The following is a 6,434-nucleotide window of genomic DNA, read 5'->3' as shown; positions in this document are numbered from 1 at the left end:
GGTCCAGCGGCAGCCGCAGCGGCTCGGCGCCCGCCAGCCGGTCCCGCCAGTGGACGTACGCCTGCTCCCGCTCGTCGGGGCCCAGCCGCGACTCCTCGGCGCGCGCGTGGTCCCCGTACTGGATGGCCAGGAACGGCAGTTGGGGTACGGAGTCCGTCAGCGCGGCCCCGTACAGCGTCAGCAGTTCGTGCCAGAGCACCCCGGCCGACCAGCCGTCGCCCGCGATGTGGTGCAGCACGAGGCACAGCGCGTGCTCGTGTTCCCCCGCGCGTACCAGCACCGCGCGCAGCGGCGGCCCGGCGGCGAGGTCGAAGGGCGTGTTGACGTACGGCGCCACCGCCCCGGTCAGGGCCCGCTCGACGTCGTCCTCCCCGGCCGGGGACACGTCGTGGCGGACGAGCGGGACGGGGGCGGGCGGGTCGACCACCTGCCGGGGCTCGTCGCCGACCACGACGAACCGGGTACGGAGGATCTCGTGCCGGGCCGTGAGGGCGTCCAGGGCCGTGCGCAGGGCGCCTACGTCGAGCGGTCCGCGCCAGCGCCGTACGAGATACAGGTGGTAGCCGGTGTCGGCGGGGTCGAGCTGTTGCAGGAACCACAGCCGGCGCTGGTCCACCGTCAGCGGGTAGTCGGTGGCGGGACGCGGGGAGTGCGTCGGTGTCGGCGCCCGGAACGGCGCCGGCGTGGGGTCAACGGCCGCTGTCATGGGCCACCTTGTCCTTCGTACGGGCTTGCGGGGTCGTACGGGTCTGCGGGGCCGTACGGGCTTGCGGGGCCGTACGGGCTTGCAGGGTCTCCAGACCGACCAGGTCGTCGGAGACGGCGTCGGGCACCTCGCGGTCGAACCGGGCCAGCACGGGGATCCGCAGGCAGATCACCGCGAGCAGGGCCATCGCGAGGCCGAAGAGCAGATAGAGCAGACCGATCCCCCGGCCCTCGCCGGTCCCGATGACCTGGCCGACGGTGCCGGCGAGCGCGCCGTGCTCCTCCATCAGCGGCTGGAGCAGACCGGGTGCGAGCGGGGCGATCACTGCGAAACCGACCGGGAGAGTGGACCAGGCGACCATGGTGTTGACGGCGATGATCCGCCCGTGGAAGCGCAGCGGCACCTTGGTCTGGATGATCGTCGCGTAGGTGCCGTTGAGCAGCGCGAGGCCGAGTGTCATGCCGAACGCCCCGAGAGCGACCAGCGGCAGCGAGGGCCGCAGCCCGGTGAGGACGCAGGCGACGGCCAGTCCCGCCGTCGCGTACAGGACCCCGCGCAGCCGGTGGTGGCGGGGGCCGCCCCAGATGAGCAGGGTGAGCCCGCCGACCACCGCGCCCGCCCCTGCCGCAACCGCGACCCAGCCGGTCGCGGCCAGGTCGGCGAAGGAGAGCACCAGCGGGGTGGTGAGGAGGAAGAGCGGCGACAGGAAGATGTTGAGGGCGGCGAAGAAGAGCAGCATGGCGCGGAAGTGGCGGCTGCCGAGCGCCCGCCGGAACCCGCCCTTGATCTCGTCCAGCACGCTCTCCCTGCGCACGGCGGCCATGGCCTTCGGGAACCGTACGGCGAGAGTGATCACGACGGCGGCGGTGTAGCTGACCACGTCGAGGACGAGGATGCCGCCGAGTCCGATTCCGGCGAGCAGCCCGACGGCGAACAGCGGGACGAGGAACTGGGCGAAGCCCAGGGCCATTTGGGTCACGCCGTTGGCGCGGCCGAGGAAACGCTTGGGTACGAGTTGGGGCACCGACGAGCCCCAGGCGAAGCGCTGGAAGACCAGGGCGAGGGAGAGCAGGCCGATCAGGGTGTAGGCGTGCCAGACCTGGAGGCTGTCGGTGAGGTAGAGGACGAGCAGGGCGGCCTGGGTGGCACCGGCCGCGAGGTCACCGGCGAGCATGACCTTGCGGCGGTCGGTGCGGTCGACGACGGCGCCGGCCAGAGGGGCGGCGAGGATGCCGGGGACGAGGGCGCAGGCGGCGAGCAGGCCGAAACTGGCGAGCGAGCCGGTCCTGAGGTAGATCCAGATGGGGAGCGCGAACTCGGTCAGGGCCGAGCCGATCATCGAGACCTGCTGGCCGGTGGCGACGGCCAGGAAGCGGCCGAGGCTGGGACGTACGGTCGTACGATCCTGCTGGGCCGGACCGGCCTTGTGCGCCCCACCGGTGTCGGCGGCCCCACCGATCTCAGCGGCGCCACCGATCTCGGCGGCCTTACCGGTCTCAGCGGGCGTACCGGTCTCAGCAGCCTCACCGGCCGGAGCCGGATCCGTGCCTCCCTCCCGCGACACCCCCTCCAGCCACCACGTGGCCCCGGGGGTACGGGCATGGCGCCGGTCCGCGCCCTCCGCGACGGCCGGGGCCACCTCGGTGAGGACCACGGCCAGTTCCTCCGCGCGGTACTTGAGGAAGAAGTGCCCGGCCTCGTCCAGCACCACCACGGCGGCGGTGTCGGTGAGGCGGTGCCACTCGCGGTAGCGCTCCTGGTAGAACTCGGTCGCCGGGTCGCGGTCGCCCGCCACCGCGATGACCGGCGCCCGCAGCCGGCCGCCCTCGGTGCGGAACAGCTCCCCGAAGTAGCGTTCGGCCTCCTTGGTGCCCGTACGCCGGTTGTGGACGATCAGCCTCAGCTGCTCGGAGCTGAAGTCGTCGGTGTCGAGGCCCGCCGCCGTCAGGGCGTTGACCATGTCCTGCTCGCTGCGGAGCCGGTCCACGAACGCCGAGAAGCGTTCCGCGAGCGCGGCGCCCCGGCTCTCCGGACGGGCGAAGGGGAAGATGCCGCCGAGGTGGACGGCGTCCACCTCGCGGCCCGCCGCCTCCAGCCGCCGCGCGACCTCGACGATCAGCATGACGCCGAGCCCGCAGTGGCCGTAGAGGACGATCCGGCCCTCGACGCCGTCCAGGATCTCCTGCGCCGTCTCGGCGGCCACCTGGTCGAACGGCCGTGCCTCCTCACCCAGTTCGTGTCCCGGTACGGCGAGTGAGTGCAGCGCCCAGTCGGCGGGCAGCGCGTCCGCGAGGGGTTTGTAGATGAGCGCGCTGCCGCCGCCGTAGGGCGCGCAGACCACACTGCCGGTGGTGCGGGTACGGGGCGGGGTCAGCCGGTGCAGCAGTGTGCGCGGGCCCCGGTCCTCCTCGGACGAGCTGAGCAGGGCGGCCAGCGCCCGTACGGTCGCGTGCTGGAAGAGGTCCATCACCCCCAGTCCGGCGGCCTGTTCGGGCAGGGCGCGGCGCAGCCGGGCGACCACCTGGGTGGCCATGAGGGAGTGGCCGCCGAGGACGAAGAAGTCGTCCAGCGCGCCGATCCGCTCCACGTCGAGCAGGTCGGCCCAGAGGGACGCGATCAGCTCCTCCGTCTCGCCCTCGGGCGGGACGTGCTCCCCGGCACTGGGACTGTTGTCCTCGGGGGCGGGCAGCGCGGCGCGGTCGACCTTGCCGTGGGCGAGCAGCGGGAGCCGGTCGAGGACGACGTACCGCGCCGGGATCATGTAGTCCGGCAGGAGGTCGAGCAGGCGGGTGCGCAGCTCGGCGGGGGCGGGCGGTTCGCCGTCGCCCGCCCGTTCCAGGTAGCCGACCAGCTGTTGTCTCACGCCTTCGCCCCGGGCGACGACGATCGCCTGTCCGACGCCGTCCACGGCGCTGAGGGCGGCCTCGATCTCACCGGGTTCGACGCGGTAGCCGCGTACTTTGATCTGGTGGTCGGCGCGGCCGAGGAACTCCAGCTCGCCGTCGGCCCGTTGGCGTACGAGGTCGCCCGTACGGTACATCCGCGCACCGGGCCCGCCGGTGAACGGGTCCGGCACGAACCGGTCGGCCGTGAGGTCGGGACGCCCGAGGTAGCCCCGCGCCAACCGGTCGCCGCCGACGTGCAGTTCGCCGGTGACCCCGGGGGGCACGGGCCGCAGCTCCGCGTCGAGGACATAGGTCCGCGCCCCGGCGAGGGGCCGGCCGATCGGGGTGGAGCCGTGGTGCGGGCCGTCCGGGGTGACCTCGTGGACGGTGACACCGACGGTGGTCTCGGTGGGTCCGTAGTGGTTGAACACCGCACACCGGCCGAGTGCGGCGAGGCCGCTCGCCCAGGCCGCCGAGGACGCCTCGCCGCCCAGCACCAGCGCCTTGCGCGGCAGGAGGCGCTCGGCGGGTGCGTCGGCCGTCAGGGCGGCCAGGTGGGAGGGGGTCATCTTGAGGTAGTCGATCCCCGACTCCTCGATACGGTCGGCGAGTTCGGCGCCCGATATGCGGCGCGGCAGCAGGTGCACCCGGCCGCCGGTGGACAGGCCGAGGTAGAGCAGGGTGATGCTGAAGTCGAAGGCGAGCGACTGGAGCAGCCCGTACGACCCGTGGTCCTCGATGCGCAGCCGATCCCGCGCGCCCGCCAGGTAGTTGAGGATCTGCCGGTGCTGGACGGCCACCCCCTTGGGGGTTCCGGTGGAACCCGAGGTGTAGATGACGTACGCCAGGTCCTCGGGACCCGCCGTCTGCGGCAGCGGGTCGGCGCCGGCGGCGGTCTCCGCCGCCGGGTCCAGGTGGAGCACACTCCCCCGGAATCCGGGGGCTTTCGCGGCCAGGACGGAGTCGGTGACCAGCACCCCCACGCCGGCGTCGGCGAGCAGGAACTCAACCCGGGCGGTGGGCTGTTCAGGGTCGAGCGGCAGATAAGCGGCACCGGCCTTGAGGACCCCGAGCATGGCGACGGCCAGCTCCGGGGACTGCTCCAGGCAGAGGGCGACCACCGCGCCGGGGCCCACACCGAGCGCGCGGAGCCGGTGTCCGAGGCCGGTCGCCCGGCGTTCCAGTTCCCCGTACGAGAGGCTGTCCCGGCCGTCCGTGAGCGCCACGGCCCCGGGGTTCTCCGCCGCCGTCCCGGAGAGCAACTCGGACAGTGTGCACGGGCCTTGGGCGGTGAGGGGCGGTCCGGCGGACCACGCCGCCAGCCGGGCCCGCTCGCCGTCGGCCAGCAACGGCAGGGCACCGAGCGGGCGTCCCGGATCGGCGAGAGCGGCGGTCAGCAGCACCTCGAAGCGCTCGGCGAGCCGCTCGACCGTCGTCGCCTCGAACAGGTCGGTGCGGTAGGTGAACAGGCCGTACACCCCGCCGTCGGCCTCGTCCCGCAGATACAGCGCGAGGTCGTGGTGGGTGGTGGTGGCCCGGTAGCCGAACCCCTCCGCGTGCGGCGCCCCGGCCGTGGCCCCGACGGCGGACTCGCCGTAGTTCTGGAAGGCCAGGGTGGCCTGGAAGACGGCGGCGCGGCTCACGTCACGCTCCACCGCGAGGTCGGCGACGATCTGCTCGAACGGCACCTCCTGGTGCGCGTACGCGTCCAGGGTCCGCTCCCGTACCTGCCCGAGCAGGCGCGCGAACGTCAGGTCCGGGGTGATCCGGGCCCTGATCGGCAGCATGTTGACGAAGATGCCGACCAGCGGCTCCAGTTCACTGTGCAGCCGGCCCGCCACGGGCGAGCCGACCGCGAAGTCCCCCTGGCCGCTGTGGCGGGACAGCAGGGTCTGGTACGCGGCCATGAGCACCATGTAGCGGGAGGCGCCGTACGCCGCCGCGACCTCGGTGATCCGCCCGGACAGGACGCGGTCCCAGCGGAACTCGTGCGCGGCGCCCTCGAAGGTGAAGGTCGGCGGGCGTGGCCGGTCGACCGGCAGCTCCAGGGCGGGCACCCCGTCGAGTTCGGCCCGCCAGTGGTCGCGGGAGGCGGTGAGGCTGCCGTCGGCGAGCCGTCCGCGCTGCCAGGCCGCGTAGTCGCCGTACTGGAGCCGGGGTTCGGCCAGTCCGTGCGGGGTGCCGTCGGTGTGGTGGGCGTGGAGCGCGTCCAACTCCCGCTGGAGGAGGTCGATGGACCAGCCGTCGCAGACGATGTGGTGCATGACGAGCGCGAGGACGTGGTCGTGGTCGCCGATCCTGATGAGCAGGACCCTCAGCAGCGGGCCTTCCGCCAGCACGAAGGGCCGGGAGAGCAGGAGCTCGACCGCCTCGGCGGCCCGGGCCTCGCGTGCCTCAGGATCGGGCTCCTGGCTCAGGTCGAGGAACTCGGCGCCGAACGGGGCCGGTTCGGCCACCACCGCGTGGGCGGTGCCGTCCTCCGTCGCGGGGAAGACCGTACGGAGCACTTCGTGCCGGGCGACCAGATCGGTGAGCGCGGCGTCCAGGGCGATCCGGTCGTACGGCCCCCGGATGCGGCGGGCCGGGGCGAGGGTGTAGGCGGTGGATCCGGGGGTGAACTGCTCCATGAACCAGAGGCGTTCCTGGCTGCTGGACAGCGGCGGCGCGGTGCCCTCGGGTCTGCGGTCGACCGTACGGCCCCGGCCCCGCCCGCCGCGCAGGCGCTGGGCCAGCAGGGAGCGCTTGGCCTCCGACCATTCGGTGGTCGGGGGGTGTGTTTCTGTCATCGTCGTCCTGTTCAGGTCAAGATCGCCGGAGCTGGGCGCCGGGGGGTGGCGGGCCAG

General features: G+C 73.4%; 2 protein-coding genes. Both read right to left on the bottom strand.

The genetic code is table 11. The features are described from left to right. Nucleotides 1–706 (bottom strand): condensation domain-containing protein (locus GT042_RS03320; RefSeq protein ID WP_237530434.1); only part of this gene is annotated, 706 nt, incomplete at its 3' end. Next, nucleotides 690–6,377: a non-ribosomal peptide synthetase/MFS transporter gene (locus GT042_RS03315; RefSeq protein ID WP_161307195.1), complete on the bottom strand. Its 5,688-nt coding sequence runs from the start codon at nucleotides 6,375–6,377 to the stop codon at nucleotides 690–692. The genes GT042_RS03315 and GT042_RS03320, both read right to left, overlap by 17 nt. Between the last annotated feature and the right edge of the window lie 57 nt (nucleotides 6,378–6,434).

Source organism: Streptomyces sp. SID3212 (assembly GCF_009865405.1).
In the GTDB taxonomy this organism is placed as follows: Bacteria; Actinomycetota; Actinomycetes; order Streptomycetales; family Streptomycetaceae; genus Streptomyces.
This window is presented reverse-complemented; position numbering and strand designations above follow the sequence as displayed.

Bases quoted from the DNA above. Each gene is read 5' to 3' on its own strand.
- GT042_RS03315 (WP_161307195.1), bottom strand. From the start codon at position 6,377: ATGACAGAAACACACCCCCCGACCACCGAATGGTCGGAGGCCAAGCGC.